Annotated in this window: 18 protein-coding genes; 2 read left to right on the top strand and 16 right to left on the bottom strand. The window is 64.1% G+C overall.

Annotated elements, in window-relative coordinates; genetic code table 11:
- Nucleotides 1–23: 23 nt before the first annotated feature.
- From YH64_RS09650 to YH64_RS09665, 4 genes are read right to left on the bottom strand one after another with little or no spacing between them, the layout of a single operon-like run.
- Nucleotides 24–1,106 (bottom strand): hypothetical protein, encoded by a 1,083-nt coding sequence (locus YH64_RS09650; protein WP_046803700.1) that lies wholly within the window; start codon nt 1,104–1,106, stop codon nt 24–26.
- A gap of 50 nt (nt 1,107–1,156) precedes the next feature.
- The gene (locus tag YH64_RS09655; RefSeq protein ID WP_046803701.1) at nt 1,157–2,929 is read right to left on the bottom strand and encodes an ATPase, T2SS/T4P/T4SS family; all 1,773 of its coding nucleotides are present in this window, start codon (nt 2,927–2,929) and stop codon (nt 1,157–1,159) included.
- Entirely contained in the window at nt 2,926–3,390 is a 465-nt protein-coding gene (locus YH64_RS09660; RefSeq protein WP_046803702.1) for a hypothetical protein, read from the bottom strand. Before YH64_RS09660 ends, YH64_RS09655 begins: the two co-directional genes overlap by 4 nt.
- A complete protein-coding gene (locus YH64_RS09665; RefSeq protein ID WP_255444261.1) occupies nt 3,377–4,363 on the bottom strand; it encodes a hypothetical protein in 987 nt (328 codons plus the stop codon). Before YH64_RS09665 ends, YH64_RS09660 begins: the two co-directional genes overlap by 14 nt.
- A gap of 168 nt (nt 4,364–4,531) precedes the next feature.
- Here YH64_RS09665 and YH64_RS30350 point away from each other — a divergent pair, with 168 nt between their 5' ends.
- On the top strand, nt 4,532–4,771 hold the full coding sequence (locus YH64_RS30350; protein ID WP_221935899.1) for a hypothetical protein: 240 nt from the start codon (nt 4,532–4,534) through the stop codon (nt 4,769–4,771).
- 27 nt (nt 4,772–4,798) lie between these two features.
- On the opposite strand, the gene YH64_RS09670 is transcribed toward YH64_RS30350, so the two are convergent.
- The 6 genes from YH64_RS09670 to panD all read right to left on the bottom strand — a co-directional run bounded on the left by YH64_RS09670 (nt 4,799) and on the right by panD (nt 11,827).
- Nucleotides 4,799–6,388: a type II secretion system protein GspD gene (locus YH64_RS09670; protein WP_143215314.1), complete on the bottom strand. Its 1,590-nt coding sequence runs from the start codon at nt 6,386–6,388 to the stop codon at nt 4,799–4,801.
- Nucleotides 6,385–7,347, bottom strand: coding sequence for a TcpQ domain-containing protein (locus tag YH64_RS09675; RefSeq protein ID WP_052945961.1), 963 nt, complete (start codon nt 7,345–7,347; stop codon nt 6,385–6,387). Before YH64_RS09675 ends, YH64_RS09670 begins: the two co-directional genes overlap by 4 nt.
- A gap of 215 nt (nt 7,348–7,562) precedes the next feature.
- Nucleotides 7,563–8,903, bottom strand: coding sequence for an extracellular solute-binding protein (locus YH64_RS09680; RefSeq protein ID WP_046803704.1), 1,341 nt, complete (start codon nt 8,901–8,903; stop codon nt 7,563–7,565).
- A 4-nt stretch (nt 8,904–8,907) separates the two neighbouring features.
- Entirely contained in the window at nt 8,908–10,164 is a 1,257-nt protein-coding gene (locus YH64_RS09685) for a D-amino acid dehydrogenase (RefSeq protein ID WP_046803705.1), read from the bottom strand.
- A 177-nt stretch (nt 10,165–10,341) separates the two neighbouring features.
- Nucleotides 10,342–11,388, bottom strand: a complete 1,047-nt coding sequence (locus YH64_RS09690; protein ID WP_046803756.1) for a CDP-6-deoxy-delta-3,4-glucoseen reductase — start codon at nt 11,386–11,388, stop codon at nt 10,342–10,344.
- 70 nt (nt 11,389–11,458) lie between these two features.
- Nucleotides 11,459–11,827 (bottom strand): aspartate 1-decarboxylase, encoded by a 369-nt coding sequence (gene panD, locus YH64_RS09695; RefSeq protein WP_039883066.1) that lies wholly within the window; start codon nt 11,825–11,827, stop codon nt 11,459–11,461.
- A gap of 212 nt (nt 11,828–12,039) precedes the next feature.
- Here panD and sugE point away from each other — a divergent pair, with 212 nt between their 5' ends.
- Nucleotides 12,040–12,357: a quaternary ammonium compound efflux SMR transporter SugE gene (gene sugE / locus YH64_RS09700; protein ID WP_046803706.1), complete on the top strand. Its 318-nt coding sequence runs from the start codon at nt 12,040–12,042 to the stop codon at nt 12,355–12,357.
- A gap of 52 nt (nt 12,358–12,409) precedes the next feature.
- On the opposite strand, the gene YH64_RS09705 is transcribed toward sugE, so the two are convergent.
- The 6 genes from YH64_RS09705 to YH64_RS09730 all read right to left on the bottom strand — a co-directional run bounded on the left by YH64_RS09705 (nt 12,410) and on the right by YH64_RS09730 (nt 17,344).
- A complete protein-coding gene (locus YH64_RS09705; protein ID WP_046803757.1) occupies nt 12,410–13,282 on the bottom strand; it encodes an MOSC domain-containing protein in 873 nt (290 codons plus the stop codon).
- Between the two features lie 174 nt (nt 13,283–13,456).
- Entirely contained in the window at nt 13,457–14,383 is a 927-nt protein-coding gene (thpD, locus tag YH64_RS09710) for an ectoine hydroxylase (protein WP_046803707.1), read from the bottom strand.
- A gap of 15 nt (nt 14,384–14,398) precedes the next feature.
- Complete coding sequence (locus YH64_RS09715) at nt 14,399–14,803, bottom strand: ectoine synthase (protein ID WP_006218546.1); 405 nt, start codon at nt 14,801–14,803, stop codon at nt 14,399–14,401.
- Nucleotides 14,800–16,107: a diaminobutyrate--2-oxoglutarate transaminase gene (gene ectB / locus YH64_RS09720; protein ID WP_046803708.1), complete on the bottom strand. Its 1,308-nt coding sequence runs from the start codon at nt 16,105–16,107 to the stop codon at nt 14,800–14,802. Before ectB ends, YH64_RS09715 begins: the two co-directional genes overlap by 4 nt.
- Before the next feature lie 128 nt (nt 16,108–16,235).
- Entirely contained in the window at nt 16,236–16,796 is a 561-nt protein-coding gene (gene ectA, locus YH64_RS09725; RefSeq protein ID WP_046803709.1) for a diaminobutyrate acetyltransferase, read from the bottom strand.
- The gene (locus tag YH64_RS09730; RefSeq protein ID WP_046803710.1) at nt 16,793–17,344 is read right to left on the bottom strand and encodes a MarR family winged helix-turn-helix transcriptional regulator; all 552 of its coding nucleotides are present in this window, start codon (nt 17,342–17,344) and stop codon (nt 16,793–16,795) included. Before YH64_RS09730 ends, ectA begins: the two co-directional genes overlap by 4 nt.
- Nucleotides 17,345–17,472 lie beyond the last annotated feature (128 nt).

The raw sequence follows: 17,472 nt of genomic DNA on the forward strand, positions 1-17,472 counted from the left end.
GTTCGGTACAGTCCTGCCCCGCGCTACTGACTTGCATAAAAATTCGTAAGGGCGCGCCGCAACTCGTCAATGACGCCGTAGTGCCAAAGCGTGATGCCCAATACCGTTGCCAGCGAGGCGACAAGCAGCGACCAACGCAATGCGGTCGCCTGTCTGCGCACCCGCGCCAGCAGGCGCGCTTCGACACGCTGGCGTACTCGCGCCAAGCCCGCTTCAAGCCCCAACGCATCCATCATGTCGGCCATGTACCACCAGGTTTCCTGGTCCAGCATGCCGGTGGCGAAGATGTCCGGCCCGCTATCGCCCGCATCAATGTGGTCCAACATGGCTTGCAGATGCGTGTGCAGCCAAGGCGACGCGCCCCCCGCCTGCACCGACAGCGCACGACGAAGCCGGGTGTCCGCCGACCCGCGTTGCCGGATCAGCACAGACAACAGGCACAGAAAGCGAATCGCCTGAAAGTCGCGATACAAGCGCCATAACAACCATCGGTCCAAAGCGGCTCTGGCGCCGCCGGTCAGATTCGGCAAGGACCAGAGGCTTAGCAAGGCGATGCCCAGGCTCAGCACCAGCCATAGCAGCAGCCACTGATCCAGCGCGCCCGCCAGCCCGAACAGGTTGCGCGTCAAGCGGCCGTAGTCTTCCGGCGGCACCAGCTGGAAGACCGATTGGAGGCGCGGCACGGTGAAGTACGGAATGGCGCATAGCAACGCAAAGGCGACCGTGGCCGCGACCACTCCCGCGGCAGCGGCAGAGGCGACGGCCAGCCACGCTTGCCCCGCCAAGCGGACGGCCCCGGCAAGATCGCGCAACGCAGCGGCAAGGTCACCGCCCTCTTCCTGCACACAACTGACAAGACGACATTCGTCCAGCGGCAAGGTGCCAGACCATGCAACACCAAGGTCGCCGCCTTCCTCCTGATAGGAAGACGCCCAATGTCGGGACAGGCGGCCACGCACTGTTCGCGGGCCATAGCGGCGCGCATCGTCCTCGAAGATGTCGCGCAGGCTTTTACGCCCCTGCGTGCCCTCGATAAGATCGGCCAGATACGCGTAATAATCCGCGCGATGAGGCCGAAACCTTAGTGCGTCGAACCATGGCGACATGCCTTGCCCTGTGATTCGCGGCCACCCGCGAGCAAGTGTTTGCGGTCGGTTCATGAGGCGCCTCGCGGGGTTTGACGCACAGCCGCCGCCGGCGCCCCCATCGGGACATCGAAACGCCGCAACAGCGCGCGCGGGTCTACCTCGCCAGTGCTGACCTTAAGCAGTGCACAGTGCAGCGCGCGTGCCCCTCGCGTGGCGGATTCCCGCCAGTCTTGCCCAGCCGCCTCCGGCTCCGTGCCCGACTGAAAACCCGCCTCGCGCACCAGCTTGTCCAGCCCGGCGTTATCACGGTCGCGCACGCGGTCCAGAAATCCGTCCAGGCGCTCGGGCTCGATCATTTCGGCCGCTACACAGCGACCCGACGTGCCGTTCAGCTGCGACAACTGTGGGCGTCGGCACGCCGGACATCCGTCCGCGTTCCTGACCCGTAGCTGGCCGGCATCCAACTGATAGGCGATCTGAAGTGCGTGCACCCACGCCCGCCAACCCGCCGCGTCGTACGCCGCGTAGGCGCCTTCGACGCCCCCAACGGCATCAGCTGCCCGCCAGAGGCTGTCCACCGGCAACGCGCACGCCGGACACAAACGCGGCAACAGCGTCTGATAGACCAGTAATTTCAAAATGCCCGGCGTGGCCAGGAAATCTCGCGACACCCCGATGGCATCCGAAGCAAGGCGTTCGGGAATCATGGCGGCCGCGCCCGCATGGGTCGTGGCGTAAAGGCTGATGCCCGAACTGGCAAGGTCCATGAACGCGCGGCCCGTATTGACGTCACGGATTTCACCGATCAGCAGATCATTCATGGCCGAGCGCTTGATGGTCTTCAACTTGGCATCGAATGACGCCCAGGCGGATTCCGCCAACGCACCACCCAAGGTGTTTTGCAACGCATTGGCGATGATGTATTCCACCGGGTCCTCCAACGTTATGACCTTGCGCGTGGGGTCGATACCGCGCATCAAGGTCGCGATGGTCGTGGACTTGCCCGACCCGACCACGCCGGCCAGCACGATGGCGCCGCCCTCGCGGTCACGGGCGCGTAGCAAGGTGGCGATTTGCCCGGGCGGGTAGCCCAGGGTCTGGAGGTTGCCGTCGGCCGTGGCGTCCAGGCGCAGGATGCGCAAGCACACCGACGGCCCGGCATCGGCGGCCAGAGAGGCCCATCGCAACACGATCGGAATGCCATCGACCACAAAGGCCAATCGCCCTTGCTGTTCAAGCGCGGGGTCGAAGACGGCGCCATTGCCGCCGCGCACGTCCATCCAGGCCACCGCCAGCACCTCCAGCAGCGTGTCGTTCGACAACCCGGCGAACCGGTCCGTGGACACGTAGTCGCCGTTGATCGTGTAGCGGATGTCGCAGGTCTCGTGCCGTCGATTGACGTTGATATGCACATCGCTGGCGCCCTGCAAGACGCCCCAGCGAACAATGTCCAGGAACAGCGCGGCCAGGGCAGATGCGCGATCCGCCTGAGGACCGGCGCCCGATCCGCCCACGCCGGACGCTGTCAATTGGCCCCGCGCAATCATCAGGAGCAAGGGCGCGGGCAACTGGTAACGCAGGGGCACGGCCAGGCGGTAGCCGGCCGCAGCCACCATGCGCTGCAACTCGTCGATGGCATCGCCGTGAACATATTCCTTGACCGCGAAGATGGCCACCTCGCCACTGTCCAGCAAAACCGGGCACAGCCTGCCGGCTAACGAGGCCAGGTCGAACTCGCGGGCCAGCGCCCGCACAAGCGCGGGGGTCAGCCGCGCGATGTCATCGAGGGTGCCCAACAATGGAGGCGGCTGCGAGGGGCTTGGAATAACGCGCGGGATCATGGCGTTGCTGCTCCGGTATCGACGCAAGCGGTGTGGTCAAGATCGTCGCGGCGCAAATGCACGCAGGCGCCTTCGACGGCCAGCAGTCGATAAGCGCGCGCAGAGTAGGCGCCGGCGACAGGGGCTTGGTGGCCGGCCCGATAGCGCAATAGCGCGCCGTTGATAACGACGTCGACGTTGAGGCGGCGGGTAGATCCGTAAATGGCCGCCACGCGGATGGCGTCTACCTGCCGGGCCGTGGGCTCGTCGGGCGGTGCCGTCGCGCGGCCCGACGGGCAGATGCCGGGCACACGGCAATCGGCCAGCGCGGCAGCCGCGTCGGCACGCAACAAGGTCTGCACCGTTTCAACCTCCGGCCAGGGCCGGGCGTCTTCAAGCGGCGGCGTTGTTGCATGTGAGGCCCCGCCGCCGCATAGCGCCACGAACGCAATGGCGACAAGTCCCGGTTTAGTCTTGTTCATAGAGATCTCCTTGTAGTTCGGCAACCAGCGTGCTGGCCACCAAGGTAGGCTTGGCCTGTGCTTGGACGTCCACCACAAGACGAGACCAACGCGCGGGCGTAAGCGCGGGGGTAAGCGCGGTGGGGATAAGGCCGATCGACCGCAACGGACCTTGCAGACGCAGCGCGCGCCGTCGCAATACCGGGAGGGTCCGCGACGGGGAGACTTGGGCGCCAACGACCGATGCGTTCGACAACGACAGCGGCAATGCCACCGCCGACGCCAGCGACACTGACGCGAATGCAGGCTGCAAGCGCTGCAATGCGGCCACCAGTTCGGTGTCGACATGCAAGCCGCTAGGCAGCGCTAAGGCAGTCAGAGGAATAGGTTCGGATGCCACGCGCCACGCTAACGTGGCTTCATTCAAGGGCTTGAATGACACCTGCCAGCCAGCGGGCAGCCGCGCGTACAAGCGTTGATTCGTCGCGAAACGGTGCGCGCGCGCATAGACCGCCGCACAACGCCAAACGCCCTGGCCGGCATCGCACTGCGCGCGGCGTAGCGCCCAGCCCTGTACCTGGATGGGCAACAGTCCCACACTGCGTAGCAGCCGCGCGACATCGTTCGGCCCATGCGCGGTCAGGGCGCCCAACATAGCCTGATGGGCGCTTCGCGGATCGGGTGGCACGGAATCCTCAGCAGGCGCTGCCGCCCAATGGGACAGAACATAAGGGACAACCGACCGCCAAACCGGCGGTGCAAGGGCCGCCATGGCGACGCACAGCAGAAACAGACGCAGCGCAAACGGCACGCCCGCCCAGCGCGATGGCAAAGGCGCGAGGCGGGCGCCCGAATCCACCGCGCTGATCAGGCAAGCCCAGATGGAGTCGGGATCGTGCGCCGGTAAGCCAGGACGTTGTTCTTGCAACCGCGCTTGCGCCTGCAACGCGTCATCGTGAGACACAAACACACGATCCGCCTGGGACAGCACCACACCGTCCTGAGCTGCGACCAGCCAGTACCGACCATCAGGAAGCGCGATGACGCAGTGTCCGCCGGACGGAAACCGCAGCGCGTAAAGCTGCGCGGCAGCCAGGACGAAGGGCCTTGCAGGACGGCGGGCCGCGCGACCAGGCGCGGCGTCCGCTGCCCGATTGCCTACGTGGCCGTCTACGTGTTTGGCTACGCGATTGCGCCACCATTCACCAGCGCGTGCACGCCGCATTCCGCGCAGGCGCCCGTACCCCGCCATCGTTGCAGGCGAACCGCCTACGACGACGTGCGTGGCGCGCAACCGGCGCCCACGCGCGCGCGCAAGGGCCTGCGTGTCGGAGCCGATCAATACCAGCCATCGCAGGCCGAACGCCAGGCGATGGCCGGCGCCGGGGCAGTCAAGCAATAACGGGTCGGGGGCTCGTTTCATGGCGGCTTAGTACCCCTCTTCTACTTGGGCGGTGACGAGCATCAACGTCGTCTCGCGCGCCTGCTCGGCGCTGTCGTGCCCGCCGGTGATCAGCGGTAGCCCCGGGGCCAGGCGCTGGCCTGCATGCTGGTCGGTACTGCGGTCGAAGCCGGACAAAATCACGGGTTGCCCCGGCCGCAGCTCTATTTGCTGAACCGTGCCATTGCCGTCAATCGTGATCTGCTGCACCTGGACCTGATTGCCGCGCTCGCCAAAGGTGATGGTCTTCAGTGGTTGCGCCACCGCGTTGTCATACGCCACGGACAGCAAGATCTGGCCGTCATGCTGGATATCAGGAACCAGGGTCAGGAACGAGCCCACGGTTTCTTCTTTCTGCGTGATGGACACGGCCGGCAACGTGCCGTTGGCGCCCCCCGCCGTGGTGCCCGGCACCGCGGTGCTTTGTACGCGATCGATGTAGGAAAACGTGGTGCGAATGGCATGAGTGACCGGGCGCCGGTTAAGCGTCAAAACAGGAACCTTGTTGTGCCGGACGATCGCGCCCATTGTGCTTAGCGCAGACACCAGCGCTTGCGACCCTTGCCAGGCGCCCCGCCCCGCCGACACGTCAAGCGTGCTTGCTCCGGCAACCGCCACGGCCGGCATGGCGTAGCGCGCGGAAGCGCCCGCCGCCGCGTATAGCGCGTTCCAGTCCAGGCCACCCGAGGCCGATTGCTTGACGATGACGGTGATTTCTTCGAAGACAAGGCGTACGCGACGCGTCATGGCTTTGTTTTCGCGTTCGAGGAAGACCGCGATGCGCTCCAACGCGTCGGGAGTGTCAGTGACGACGAGGGACGATGCGCCGTCCACCGCATCGGCAATCAAGCCCGACCGCGTCAGGAACGGCGCGATGCTGGCCCGCAGCACGGCCAGCGCGTTGTGTTCCTTGGCCGCCAATGTGGTGCTGGAGGTGCTTTCGAAGCCCTCGCCGTCTGCGTTGCCGGACCTGCCCAGGCGCACGTCGACCGCGCTTGCCAACGACAGCGCGCGCACGTCGAACACGCGCGTCTCGGTGCGGTAGAACTCCAGCGCGTTGCGCACGTATCGCCAATGCACCGAAAAGCGCGCAGCCAACGCGTCCAGCAAGTCGGCAAGCGGCAAGGGGCCGTCCCGGACTTCCATGCGGTACGGCGCCGGCACGGACAAGCCGCCCGTTACGGCCAGACGCGGCAGAAATTGCTCCAGCGGCAGCAACGCTTCGGGTTGCACTCGCACCGGGATGCCGGTGGCAGCGCCCAGGCGTTGCGCCAATCCGAAAAGATCGGCGTCGTCCGCAAGCATCAACGTGGTGGGCACGTTCTCGCGCAACGCGGGCGGCAGCGACACGTCGCGCGCCAAGGGTTGCGGCGTGCCGGCCACCCACGGCGCCGCCACGTCCTGCGCGGCGATGCGCGCCTGGCGGTCGGACAAGCCCTGGGCGAACGCGCGGTGATGGCCGGAGACAACATCAAGCCGTTCGTTTGCCGCCCGATTCAAGTGCGCCACCTGCTCCGTTGCCGCGCAGCCAGCTAGCGCGCAAGTCGCAGCCACGCCAAACCATTGAAGCCGGTTCATGCCCCACCCCCTTGCGCAGGCGCGGCCCGCGAACACGGTTGGGCCAACGGCACCACACGCAGGACCTGATTGCCGTAGAAGCAAGGCTGCAAGGGCTTGTCGGCCAGCTCGGTGGCGCTCAGCAATTCGCGGACAGCGGATTTGAAATCGCCGGAAAAATCGGCCGAGGCGGACAGGGGAATGTCGACGTCGACAGCCCAGTGTTGCGGGCGAAAGGTCCAGCCCGAATCACCGGCCCAGCGCGCCAGCACGGCGCGCAGCGTAGTGTCCGGGGGTGCTGCCCGATACCTGCTGACGGCGGCAGCCGCGTTTGGGCTTGGAATGGCGGATAGGGATACGCCTGAAATTGAAGTGTCTGACGTTGAAGCGGCTCCGCTTGAAACAGCTGCCGTTAAAGCGCCCGCCGTTGAAATGTCTGCCTTGGAATCGCCGGGCAAAGAAGCCGCCAGCACAGGCGCATCGCGCGTGCCCAATGGCCCTTTACCCGCCAGTTGCCCTACGCCCGCAAGCGGGACGGCGACGGCGGCTTCTGCCGACATCGAAACCGGTGCGCCTGGCGCGGCCGCAACATCGGCTGCGCGTTCGGTGTCGCGTCGGGCTTCGCGTTCAGCGCGCGCCATCAAGCGCCCGCCGCGAAACCGCAGCGCCTCCCACGCCCCCGTCACCACCGCATAAGGGTCGCGCCGCGTATAGGGCAGCGCGTGTTCAACATTTGCTCGCACACCGAAGATAGCGGGCAAGGGTTGCCCCGGCGCGAATTGCAGCCAGACGTCCTTGCCGTCGTCGAACACCTGCATGGGCGCAACCGCCGGGTCGCCGGACAAGCGCCAATCAAAACGAAACGCGTGCGCAGCGGACCCGGCAGCCTGCCACCCCACACCGGCGCCATCATTGGCGGGCCAGCCAGTGCAAGCCCCCAGGCAGGACACGCCTGCCACCAGGAAAATGATTCGAACCATGCCTCACCGCAAGCTGAAGGCGCACCGGAATCGGTACGCATGAACGGCATGGTGGACGAGGGCAAAGCGGGCCGCCAGACTGGCATGTACGCATGGATGAATTGATCCACCCCTCCCGGACAGGCGTGCCGAAGGCAAAAAAAAACCCGGTCTGAAAGACCGGGTTTTTGCGGTGGCGGCAGGCAGCTACACGCTGCCCAGGCCTAGCGCATGGATTAACGCTGGGCGGCGATGCTGCGCGCCTGCGAGGCCGCATTGTTCAATGCCGACACGGGCGGAACCTTGCCGTCGAAGGCGTCGTTCAGTTGCTGATTCAGAACGGGTTCGATGCGCGCGTAGTTGGCCATGCGGAAGCCGCGGCTGTTGCTGGCCGGACGGTTGCTCATCGACGCGATCACGGCCTGTGCGCCCGGGATGCTCTTGTAGAACGACACGTCAGACGCGCGGAACGCGGCTTCGGTCAGGGGCAGGAAGCCCGTGCGCTGATGCCATTCGGCGGCCACGACCGGCTTGGACAGCCAGGCCAGGAACTGTGCCGTTGCCTTTTCTTCGGATTGCGGGCGGCCTTCCAGCGCCCACAAAGCCGAGCCGCTGACAAACGGTTGGCCGGCAGCCTTGGTGGCCTGGTCGTAGTAAGGCACCGGCGCCACGCCGAACGACAGCGACTTGGTGTTCAGGAACGTGCCGAATGCGCCGGAATTGGCGGTCAGCACCGCGCATTCACCCTTGGCGAACAACTTGTCGGCCGACGCGTCGCCCGTGTGCGCCATGAACAGCAACGAACGCTTCCAGCTGACCATCAGGGAGATGTGGCGCATGTAGAGCGTGTCGAACTGCATCGCGGGCGCGGCGCTTTTCTTCGTGATCGCGTCCAGGCCGTTGTTGTTGCTGGTGAATTGCTGACCGTTGATCGGGGCCAGGTTCTCCAGGTGCACGGTGACCTGGTCGCTGGACGCGTAGGGGCAATCGATGTCGGCCACGTCGCGCAGCTTCAGCAGTTCGGCTTGCAGGCCGTTCCAGGTGCGCGCGGGGTTGTTGGGATCCAAGCCGGCCTTCTTGTAGGCGGCGGTGTTGTAGAACATCACCGGCACTTCGGCCATCCACGGGAACGCCAGCAGGCGGCCCTTGCTGTCGCGCGTGAAGCTGCTGGTGGCCGGCACGAACCAGTTCAGGTCCTTGATCGGGTACTTGGCCAGCAGTTCGTACATCGGCATGATGGCTTTGTGCTGCGCCACGACTTCCGGTGAATGGTTATCCGTCAGCTGGACCAGGTTGGGCGCCTTTTTGGCCTTGGCGGCCGATGCGGCTTCCTGTTCCAGCGCCTCTTGCGAGGCGAAACCACGCAGCTTGACGCTGACCTGGTCCTGCTCTTTGTTGTACTGCTTGGCCAGTTTTTCGAACTCGGCCTTGTTGGCGTCCGACAGTGTGTGCCAGACCTGGATTTCCACGGGTGCGGCGTTAGCCACCCCCGCCAGCGCCATCGCGGCGCCGAAGACCCATGCACGCCGGCTGGCGAACATCGCGCGGGCAACGCCCGCCAATTGCAGATTCTTCATAGGTTCACAGACCAAGAAAAGGAAATTCCGGTTCCGGCCGCCGTCCGCTGAGCAGATCGGCCAAAGCCCGGCCCGAGCCAACGCCCATCGTCCAGCCGAGCGTCCCGTGACCCGTGTTGATATACAGGTTGGGGATGCGGCTACGGCCGATGATGGGCACGTTCGAGGGAGTGGACGGGCGCAGGCCCGACCAATAACTGACGCGTTCGAAATCGAGCGCGTCGGGAAAAAGTTCTTGCGCCAGGCGCGTCATGGCTTCGCAACGGCCGGTGTTCAGACTGCGCGAATATCCCGAAAGCTCGGCGGTGCCGGCCATGCGAAGACGGTCGCCCAGGCGCGAAAACACAATTTTATGGCTGCTGTCGGTCAGGCTGACCGTAGGCGTGGCTTCCGGCTTGAGCACCGGGAAGGTCGCCGAGTAGCCCTTGGCGGGATACACGTTGCACGGGATGCCCAAGGGACGCAGCAGATTGGGGCTGAAGCTGCCCATCGCCACGACATACGCGTCTGCCGAGAGGGTGCCGTAGCGGCCATCGGGTTCAATGATTTCCATGCCCTGCACGGCGCCGCCTTGCGTCAGCAAACGCGTGACTCGCGTGTTGTAGCGAAATTCGACGCCGGCGCGGGCGCAGCGTTCGGCCAGCGCGACCGAGAACAAGTGGACGTCGCCGCTTTCGTCTTCAGGCGTGTAATCACCGCCCACGATGGTCTGGCGGTGCGGGGCCAGGGCCGGTTCGATGGCGATGACCTCGTCTGCCGTGACCACGCGGCGCTCGACGCCGAAATCGCGCATCAGGCCGGCGGCCCGTTGCGAGTTTTCGAATTCGTGGGGATCGCGGTAGAAGTTCAGGATGCCGCGTTCAAGGTGGTCGTATTCGATGCCCAGTTCCGCGCGCATGCTGCGCAGCGTGGCGCGGCTGTATTCGGCCATGCGGACCATGGCCCGAATATTCGGAGCCAGCCGGCCGGGCAGGCACTCACGCAGGAAGGCCAGGCCCCACATCCATTGACGCCAGTCCAGCTGCGGCCGGAACAGCAAGGGCGCGTTGTCCTGGAACATCCATTTGAGCAGCTTGAGCGGCGCCTGCGGATTGGCCCAGGGTTCGGCATAGGAAACCGAAATCTGCGCGCCATTGGCAAGGCTGGTTTCCTGGGCGGGACCGGTGCAGCGATCAATGACCACAACGTCGTGGCCGGCCTGGTTCAGCCACCAGGCGCTGGAGATTCCGATAATGCCGCTACCCAATACCGCTACTTTCATGCCCGCATTGCTCCTTGCATGCCAAGTCGGCCACGGACCCGATGTCCGCCCCTTTGGCAAGCCGCTGCGAAGGCAGTTTACCCCGCCGATTTGCCTTCGCCTACGTATAAAAAAGGGGCGGAAGTCACGAAGCTTTTCAGCCTGTGAATTCCCCCCCGATGATTCCCGTGGTCCGATTTACGACGCGGCTTTCGCCAGGTCGGCCTCGGACGTGAAGGCATCCGCGTAGAACTCTTCCGGCGGCAGCCCGTTCTGCACGCTGAATTCGCGACGCGCGGCATCCACCATCAGCGGCGAGCCGCAGGCATAGACTTGATGGCCGGACAGGTCCGCGATGTCTTGCATGACGGCTTCATGGACGAAGCCGGTGCGCCCCGACCAGCCGTCTTCGGGCAGCGCATTGGACACCACCGGTACGTACTTGAAGTTCGGCAGCAGGCCAGACCAGGACTGCGCCAGTGCGTCCATGTACAAGTCCTGGGGACGGCGGCCGCCCCAGTACAGCGTGACCGGGCGCGCAATGCTCTTGTGGATCATGTGCTCGACGATGGCCTTCACAGGCGCAAAGCCCGTGCCGCTAGCCAGCAGCACGATGGGCTTGTTGCTGTCTTCGCGCAGGAAGAAAGAGCCGAACGGCCCTTCCAGCCGCAGGATCTCGCGTTCCTTCATCTGCGTGGTGCCGGCGCCGAATACATGGTCCGTGAAAAGCCCGCCCGGCATGTGCCGGATGTGCAGTTCAAGCGGGCTGCCGGTATGCGGCGCACCAGCCATCGAGTAGCTGCGACGACGCCCGTCTTTCAGGATGACTTCGATGTACTGCCCCGCGTAATAGCGGAACTGCTCGGAAGCAGGCAGTTGCAACTTAAGCACGGTGACATCGGGCGCCACGCGTTCCAGCGTCTGCACGCGCGACGGCAGCTTGCGAATCTGGATGTCGCTGGCCAGCCGGACTTCGGTGGATTCAACCACCATGTCGGACGCGGGCCGGGCCTGGCAAAACAGCGTGTAGCCGTTGGCCAGTTCTTCCGGCGACAGGATCTGGGCGGGATATTGCCCGGCGTCGAACTCCCCGGACACCACTTTGCCCTTGCAGGTGGAGCACGCGCCGTTGCGACAGCTGTAGGGCAGCACGATGCCGGCGGCCAAGGCGCCGTCGAGCACGGTCTGGCCGGGCTCAACCGGGAATTGATGCTTGCTGGGTTGGATGATGACCTGGAAGCTCATGATGAAATGGTTCAGGGTTGACGAAAGCGCCATCCGGCCAAGCCGAAATGGCGCGTTGCCCGGCCCGGCCTCAGGCCGGGAACTTGCGAATTTCCTTGACGCGATTCGCGTCGTCCACCAGCACGACCTGCGGCTTGTGCTTGGCGGAGTCTTCTTCGGACATCGGCCCGTAGGTGCAGATGATCAACAGATCGCCCACCTGGGCCCGGCGCGCGGCCGCGCCGTTCAGCGAGATGGCGCCGCTGCCGCGGGCCGCCTTGATGATGTAGGTGTCGAAGCGTTCGCCATTGGTGACGTTGTAGAGTTCGATGCGTTCGAACTCGCGCATGCCGGCAGCGTCCAGCAGGTCTTCGTCGATGCCGCATGAGCCTTCGTAGTGAAGATCGGCTTCGGTGACCGTGACGCGGTGTAGCTTTGCCCGCAGCATGATGCGTTGCATGATGGAAATTCCTGGTTCGCGGTCCGGTCCGCGACGTGTTGCTTAAGTGATGCCCGGCATCCGGTTTTGCCGTTGGAAGCCGGTATTCTATAATTTTTGCCGCAGCGGGACGGCCCGTTGCTGCGCACGGTCAAACGACCGGTGTTTTTTTTATCCGGGGACGACCCCTTATTGCCGGCGCAACGCCGGCAGCGCAACAGAAGGAGTCGTCAATGACCTGGATCATCCTGGTGCTAGCGGGCCTGTTTGAAATCGTCTGGGCCGTAGGCCTGAAATACACCCATGGCTTCACCCGCCTCTGGCCGTCCCTGATTACCGCGGGCGGCATGGCCATCAGCGTGTGGCTGCTGGCTGTCGCCATGAAAACGCTGCCGCTGGGCACCGCCTACGCCGTGTGGGTGGGCATCGGCACCGTGGGCGCCTTCGTGGCCGGTATCGTGCTGTTCGGCGAGTCCACGAGTTGGATGCGCATCGTCAGCGTGGCCCTGATTGTGCTGGGTCTGATCGGCCTGAAGTTGTCTTCGGCGTAATCCGCACAGGTGCCTTCGGCGTGACCGAAGACACCCCCGGCCCGACGACCGGTCAGAAATCCAGTTCGATCTCGACCGCGTCGCCGACTTTCAAGCGCGCGCCGGCCGGCGCGTCCAGAATGGCATTCTGGCCAAACACCACCCCGATATCCAGATTGCGATAGCCCGCCAGCGTACGGCCGGGCTCGTCGTGCTGCTGGGCGGTGCGCTGGTCGATGTCGGGAATCGAGCAACGGGTGCACGGCTTGACGAACGCCATCCGAACGCCCGCTGCCGTGATCATGGCGGTATGGTCTTCTTCGAAGGGTTCCCATTCGCCCTCGACCACGATGTTGGGCCGGAAACGGTCCATGGGCACCGGCGCCACGCCCTTGGCTTGCAGGCGCGCGTTCAGGTCATCCAGCGAGGCCTGGTTGGCGATCAGCAGCGGGAAACCATCGGCAAAGCCGAAGTGGTGGTCGCCCACGAAGGCGTCCGCCAGATCGGGATGCGCATCCACCCAGCGCGATACCCAGTCGGGCTTGGCGTTGCGCGCGGCAGCGCTGTCCACCTTCAGCAAGCGGCACGGCGTTTTCAGGAATTCAGAAAACCATTGGCCCGTGGCGGCGCTTTCGTGGCGCGCCGATATCGTGTCGGCCCAGACCGCCACGGTTTGCGCGCCGGGCTCGATGCCGGATTCATCCAGGGGCACGTCCAGATCGGGCATGCCGGGCGCGCTGATGCGAAGCGCATCGGCGGTCAGCGCCGTGCGGATCAGGGCCATCGCCGGCCATTGGCGCTGCGTCATGAACTGCCCATCGGCGCCGATCAGCATCCAGCGGCGGTCGTAAGCCAGGCCGGCCCGGTCGATGGGCGACTCCGCCAGATCGATGCCGGCGCAGGATTTGATCGGGTAAATGTGCAAGCTCAGGATACGGGCGGACATGGCGGCATCGCTTTGGCGTGAGGGGAATCCGCGCAAGAATAGCAGAGAGCGGACGCCGGCATCGGTCGAATTTCAGGCGCCGCACCGCGCATGAAAAAAACCGGGCAAGGCCCGGGTTTCGGTGTGGGAGGTACAACCCGCCAAGGTCCGACGCGGCGGGCTGAACGCGGCGGATCAGCCGCCCACCAGCTTCAGCGTATCCAGCGGCGTCACCGCCTTGAAGCCCTTGCGCGTCGCGATATGTTCGGGGCGCGGCGTCAGGCCGTACTTGGGCGGGTTCAAGGTGTTCTCCATGCTGTTGTAGACCATGAAGACATTGGCGCGCGGCCACGGCGAGATATTGCTGTTCGAGCCGTGCATGGTGTTGCAGTCGAAAAACACCACCGAACCCGCCTTGGCGGTCATCGAGCGGATGCCGCCCTGCTCTACCAGCAATTGCAGGCTGACCGGGTCCGGCACCCCGTATTCCTGCTTTTTCAGCGATTGCTTGTAGTGCTCGTTCGGGGTTTCGCCCACGCACGAGATGAACTGGCGGTGCGAGCCGGGCACCAGCATCAACGGGCCGTTGCACTCGTTGTTGTCGGTCAGCAGCACCGAGCAGCTCAGCGCGCGCATCGACGGCATGCCGTCTTCCACGTGCCACGTCTCGAAGTCCGAGTGCCAGTAGAACTCTTTGCCCTTGAAGCCGGGCTTCATGTTGGCGCGCGACTGGTGAATGTATACCTCGGAGCCCAGGATCTGCCGCGCCACGTTGACCAGGCGCGGGTCGCGCACCAGGCGCGACAGCACGGGGTTCAACACATGCACCATGAAGATGGAGCGCACGGCATTGCTGCCGGGTTCAGTGATGGATTCCTCACGCCGGATGATCGACGGGTCGCGCGTCATGCGCTCGACCTCGGCGGACAGCGCGCGGATCTCTTCTTCGGAAAACAGGTTTTCCAACAAGAGAAAGCCGTCGCGCTCATATTGCCCGACCTGTTCGCCGGACAAGGCGTTGGCGTACTTGCCGTCGCCATAGACCACCGGGTCCTGGCGGGCAATGATGGCTGAGCCCCGGTCCGTACGGGAGGCGTACGGATCCTTTGCAGGTGAGATCATGCGAACCTCCTTGTATCAAGCCGCTTTGGCTTCGGCTTCAGGCAAGGCGTAGACGCCTTCTTTGTCGTGCACTTCCTGGCCGGTCAGCGGGGGGTTGAAGACGCAGATGACGCGCAGCGGCTCTTTGCCGCCGCACAGCCAGTGCTCGTCGTGTTCGTTCAGCGCGTAGACCACGCCGGGGCCCAGGTCATACTTCTTGCCGTCGGCGATGGTCTCGATGGAACCGTCGCCTTCAATGCACCACACCGCTTCAAGATGGTTCTTGTAGTGGATGTGCGTGCGGCCGCCGGGAAAGATGGTGGTCTCGTGGAAGGAAAAGCCCATACCGTCCTTCTTGAGCAGCACGCGGCGGCTGACCCAGGTGTCGGTACGGACTTCGTCGGCGGTGCCGATCACATCTTTGACATTGCGTACGATCATTGACGTTTTCCTCCAAATTTAAGAATGCGGGCGGACTGGCCTTCTTCTGCCAGCGCGTCGGCCACGCTGGCCTCGATGATGTCCAGGCCCTTGCTCAACAAATCTTCTTCAATCGTCAGCGCCGGCAGCAGCTTGAGCACTTCGTCATGCGCGCCCGAGGTCTCGATGACGACGCCCTTCTTGAATGCCTGCTGCGCGATGCGGTTGGCCAGCGCGGGCGTGGTGTTGCACACCAGGCCCTGGATCAGGCCACGGCCGCGCACCGACAGGCCCGCGTTGGGATAGCTGTGGACCAGGTTTTCCAGCCAGTCACGCACCGTGCGTTCCTTGCGCTGGATGTCGGCCGTGAAGGCGGTGTTGGCCCAATAGGTTTCCAAGGCCTGGGTGGCGGTGACGAACGCCAGGTTGTTGCCGCGGAACGTGCCGCTGTGGGCGCCCGGCTTCCAGATGTCCAGCTCGGGCTTCATCAGCACCAAGGACATCGGCAGGCCGAAACCAGACAGCGACTTGGACAGCGTGATGATGTCCGGGCGGATGCCGGCGGCTTCAAAGCTGAAGAAGGTGCCGGTACGGCCGCAGCCCACCTGGATGTCGTCCACGATCAGCAGCATGTCGTGGCGCTTGCACAGCTTTTCCAGCTCTTTCAGCCAGCGTAGCGTGGCAACGTTGACGCCGCCTTCGCCCTGCACGGTTTCAACGATGACGGCGGCGGGCTTGTCCATGCCGCTGCTGGGATCTTCCAGCATGCGTTCCAGGTAGGCCATCGTGTCCACGTCGGGGCCGAAGTAGCCGTCATAGGGCATGAACGTGGTGTTGCCCAGCGCATAGCCGGACGCTTCGCGGAACTTCATGTTGGCCGTCACGGCCAGCGAACCGCCGCTGACGCCGTGAAAGCCATGCGTGAACGAAATCACATTCGAACGGCCCTTGACCTGGCGCGCGATCTTCAGCGCGGCTTCCACGGCATTGGTGCCGGTGGGGCCGGTGAATTGCAGCGTGTATTGCCAGTTGCGCGGCTTGAGCAGCACGCGATCCACCGTCTCCAGGAAACGCTTCTTCGCGCTGGTCGCCATGTCCAGGCCGTGGACGACGCCGTCCGCCTGCACATACTCCAGCAGTTTTTCCTTGAGAACAGGATTGTTGTGGCCGTAGTTCAGCGTGCCTGCGCCGCTGAAGAAATCGATGTACTCGGTGCCGCCTTCGTCGATCAGCGTCGAGCCTCGGGCCTGGCTGAATATCACGGGGAACGACCGAATGTAGCCCCGCACTTCGGATTCCATCCGGTCAAAGATTTTCAAGTCCATATGATCAATCCTCCCTTTTTCATCTCATAAGTTGAATAGACGGCACGATCCCTCCGGATGCGGTGAACGCATTCGGACAGGCATTGCCATCCCGGTAATTTCGATAAGTCCGCTGGGGTTGCGCTGCCCTACGGGGCAGGCAATGCGAACGGGCCTATCCTCAACAACATCTCGTCGTCATGGTCCGCGCCACCAAACAATTGCCGGTCGAAGAACGGCTGTTCGGAAACGTGGGCGCCAAGCTCGCCGGCCAAGCCGGTAAAGCTGCGACGCGATGCCTGGTTGTCAGGCCCCACCGTGGTTTCAAGATATCGAACATGCTCGAGCCCCTTGCGTTGCAAGAGTTCGCGAAGCATGGCGCGGCCCAACCGATGGCCGCGTGCGCGGGTGTGCACCGCAACCTGCCAGACGAACAACACGTCGGGGCGGGTCGGGATCACATAAGCGGAGATAAAACCGTCGATACGTCCGCCGGCACTTTCGGCGATGACGCAGGTGTCGCTGAAATGCTCACCAAGGAGCAAGTAGGCGTAGAGGGAATTCAGGTCGAGCGGCGGGCACTCGGAAATGAGCTGGTGAATGGCGGCGCCGTCTTTGCGGGTGGGCAGACGCATCGTATGGGTCTGCGCGCGAACCGCCGGCGCCACGGCACTTGAGAGATGGGGGGTGTCCAGTTCGTTTTTCTTCATGCAACGATTCCCGATTCTGGGGGTGCCCCGCCCGTGGGCACTTCAAGGATGGGCGACGATACATCGCCGTGCGGTTCCGCTGCGACTGCCTGCCCTTCCTGCTCCATCAGCGCCACGATGCGTTCCAGCGATAGCGTGATGGTGGCTTGCTCAAGCTCGGGCAACGCGTTCAATGCGTCGGCCAGATGCTTTTGCAGGGGAGACGGGGCGCCTTGGGCCAATTCGCGGCCGGCGTCCGTGGCAGTAACGAAAACAATGCGGCGATCTTCGCGGCCGCGTTCACGGCGGATCAAACCCTTGTCTTCCAGGCGGTCCAGGATGCCCACCACCGTGCTGGGGCTGACATGCATTTCACGGCTGATGGCCGTGGCCGTCATCGGGCCATTGGCCATTACCGTGCGCAGACACATCAACTGCGGAGCAGTGATATGGCTGACCGCGGACAACTGTCGCGAGTGCAATGCGATCGAACGCGTGATGCGGCGCAGGGCTCGCAAAATGCGCAGGTCGTACTGCTGGGAGGGATCAGTGTTCGCGGGGCTGGTCATGGAAGAGAAAGGTTCGGTCAAATTCATTTCTACACGAATGATATGCGCCCGATGTATTCGCGTCAAACAAAAATCCCGCGCACGATGTAAATAAATGAACACGGATTTGCAGAAGATATAAGCAAATT

Source organism: Achromobacter sp. LC458 (genome assembly GCF_001005835.2).
GTDB lineage: Bacteria > Pseudomonadota > Gammaproteobacteria > Burkholderiales > Burkholderiaceae_B > Achromobacter > Achromobacter spanius_B.

Bases quoted from the DNA above. Each gene is read 5' to 3' on its own strand.
- YH64_RS09650 (WP_046803700.1), bottom strand. From the start codon at position 1,106: ATGTCGCCATGGTTCGACGCACTAAGGTTTCGGCCTCATCGCGCGGAT.
- YH64_RS09655 (WP_046803701.1), bottom strand. From the start codon at position 2,929: ATGATCCCGCGCGTTATTCCAAGCCCCTCGCAGCCGCCTCCATTGTTG.
- YH64_RS09660 (WP_046803702.1), bottom strand. From the start codon at position 3,390: ATGAACAAGACTAAACCGGGACTTGTCGCCATTGCGTTCGTGGCGCTA.
- YH64_RS09670 (WP_143215314.1), bottom strand. From the start codon at position 6,388: ATGAACCGGCTTCAATGGTTTGGCGTGGCTGCGACTTGCGCGCTAGCT.
- YH64_RS09675 (WP_052945961.1), bottom strand. From the start codon at position 7,347: ATGGTTCGAATCATTTTCCTGGTGGCAGGCGTGTCCTGCCTGGGGGCT.
- YH64_RS09680 (WP_046803704.1), bottom strand. From the start codon at position 8,903: ATGAAGAATCTGCAATTGGCGGGCGTTGCCCGCGCGATGTTCGCCAGC.
- YH64_RS09685 (WP_046803705.1), bottom strand. From the start codon at position 10,164: ATGAAAGTAGCGGTATTGGGTAGCGGCATTATCGGAATCTCCAGCGCC.
- YH64_RS09690 (WP_046803756.1), bottom strand. From the start codon at position 11,388: ATGAGCTTCCAGGTCATCATCCAACCCAGCAAGCATCAATTCCCGGTT.
- panD (WP_039883066.1), bottom strand. From the start codon at position 11,827: ATGCAACGCATCATGCTGCGGGCAAAGCTACACCGCGTCACGGTCACC.
- sugE (WP_046803706.1), top strand. From the start codon at position 12,040: ATGACCTGGATCATCCTGGTGCTAGCGGGCCTGTTTGAAATCGTCTGG.
- YH64_RS09705 (WP_046803757.1), bottom strand. From the start codon at position 13,282: ATGTCCGCCCGTATCCTGAGCTTGCACATTTACCCGATCAAATCCTGC.
- thpD (WP_046803707.1), bottom strand. From the start codon at position 14,383: ATGATCTCACCTGCAAAGGATCCGTACGCCTCCCGTACGGACCGGGGC.
- YH64_RS09715 (WP_006218546.1), bottom strand. From the start codon at position 14,803: ATGATCGTACGCAATGTCAAAGATGTGATCGGCACCGCCGACGAAGTC.
- ectB (WP_046803708.1), bottom strand. From the start codon at position 16,107: ATGGACTTGAAAATCTTTGACCGGATGGAATCCGAAGTGCGGGGCTAC.
- ectA (WP_046803709.1), bottom strand. From the start codon at position 16,796: ATGAAGAAAAACGAACTGGACACCCCCCATCTCTCAAGTGCCGTGGCG.
- YH64_RS09730 (WP_046803710.1), bottom strand. From the start codon at position 17,344: ATGACCAGCCCCGCGAACACTGATCCCTCCCAGCAGTACGACCTGCGC.